2 protein-coding genes are annotated in these 1,922 nt (G+C 34.5%); one reads left to right on the top strand and one right to left on the bottom strand.

Annotation, left to right across the window (positions count from 1 at the left end):
- Nucleotides 1–89 precede the first annotated feature (89 nt).
- Nucleotides 90–1,163: a hypothetical protein gene (locus H6G97_RS50600; RefSeq protein ID WP_190947718.1), complete on the bottom strand. Its 1,074-nt coding sequence runs from the start codon at nt 1,161–1,163 to the stop codon at nt 90–92.
- 263 nt (nt 1,164–1,426) lie between these two features.
- On the opposite strand from H6G97_RS50600, the gene H6G97_RS50605 reads away from it, so the two are divergent.
- Complete coding sequence (locus H6G97_RS50605; protein ID WP_190947719.1) at nt 1,427–1,630, top strand: hypothetical protein; 204 nt, start codon at nt 1,427–1,429, stop codon at nt 1,628–1,630.
- Nucleotides 1,631–1,922 lie beyond the last annotated feature (292 nt).

Here is a 1,922-nt window from a genome sequence, read left to right on the forward strand (position 1 = left end):
AGGTCGAGGGGGAGTATTATCTCCCCCTCGACCTAACTGAACCCCTACGTGGAATCAAAGGTACTGGTGATACTGAATCATATTTTTTACTATACCCAGTAATCTATTATTTCCTTAATTTCATATTTACTAGCATTCTCAATGTCAGTATGTAACTCAAATGAACAACATTCACACTTAATCATGTAAGGATAAAAAGATAAATTTTCAATTTCCCCATTTTCATCTAGTTCATAATCTGCATCTTTGTAAATCAATAGAGAATTAGCATCACAGACCGGACATTTACATATTTTAGATTCGTTATTGTTTTGATAAAGGAATAGCGCTTTATTTTCATGCTCTGTTTTTTGATAAATAAAATGTCCTTTGAGCGACTCAGCTTTCCATAATGGATTATGAATCTCTAACAACGGATTATTATAAGCTGCTCTACCTAACTCTTTGATGAAAGCAACTTTTTCCATATTATAAGATTGATACTTAAATTGATTAATAATCTCAGTTATTGGATCTATCTCACACGCTAATTTTTTGTATTTCCACTTTGTATAAGAAGCATATGCTTGATGTTCTGTTACTGATACAATAAACGGAAGAACATCCTTTCCAATAAACTCGTCTAATTTTTCATAATAAAGAATGTATAAGCCCCGATGCCAAACTTTATTTCTTAAAAGGTTTAGTCTTTTAAGCATTTCCTTATTGTTCAGCACAAACTCTAAGTGTTGATAATTTTGAGGTTTACTTTCAATATAGTCTACTAAAGTTTTTAAAGAAACATTAAAGGCAATTGTCTGTTTCCACTCATCTGGAATCTTGTTATCAGTTGAATGTTTAAATATATCCTGTCCATTAATACTTAAAAGCTTTATTAAAACTAATTCTGCAAAATGATGGAAGTGAAATATACATTTTGCATATTCTTCGTGATAAGATGTCCTTTGTTTTTCAAAAGTATAAATATCTCGTATGTCTTTAGTGCTTTTTACATTAGATAGTAGACCTTTAAAACACTGATAGGTAGAGAAGTAAGCTTTTAAAGCGATTCTTAGAGAAACCAATGATAAATCAATGTCTTGATTGTCAATATTGCTTTCTTCTTGAAGAAAATAACCTTGTTCTTTAACAAAGCTTTCGTGCTCTTGGTCTTGGTTTTGCATATTTTAATTTCCTAGAAAATGATTCTAATTTGCGATTACCTACGGCGGGCGAGTGCGCCATCGCACTTGTAAAACCTGGTAACAGGGAAATGAATACTTGTTACCAGGTTTACGACTCAAATTATGATAGGTTGAGGAATCACTAAAGATTAACACTCCTGGTATAAGTAAAACAAATTCATGCAGGATAGAAGCCACTTGATATCGTGCAAGAGCGGCTTTTCCGAGGATTCAGTTAGCCCAACAAACCAAAAATTACCTACTTGACTGAAGAACACCCCGATTATCAAAAAGCCAGTGAGTTAGAAAATACCTTCTACAAAGACAAAAATCGAGTTTACCTAGTCCGCCTAGACTACTCTGATGGTGATTATTTCGTGGGAGCAGTACACGCATTTTTGCAAGGCTATAAATTGCAGTCAACGCTATGTGGTCTGCTAACCCCAACACTCAACGCACGGGTCTAGAGGTCATACAAAGTAAGTATCCCTCGAGAGATTGGTTTGAAGGCCAGAGACGAAATTAGTCAAGCCGATGTCGTCATCTTGGAATCAGGCACTTAAATAAAAATTATTTATCCTTCCACGAGGTAAGAAAACCTTCCTTTGCCCATTTGTGCTGCTTGATCAGGATAGGGTAGCTCTAACCCTCATTTGTCACTCTAGGCAGAGGAAAAGTAGAAATCAGGGTGAGTCAGGAAAATAAAAATTGAACTGGTGAGGTTATAAATAATAGATTGAAGTTTAGAAAAACCCAAAG

This window comes from Nostoc flagelliforme FACHB-838 (genome assembly GCF_014698065.1).
GTDB classification, from domain to species: domain Bacteria; phylum Cyanobacteriota; class Cyanobacteriia; order Cyanobacteriales; family Nostocaceae; genus Nostoc; species Nostoc flagelliforme_B.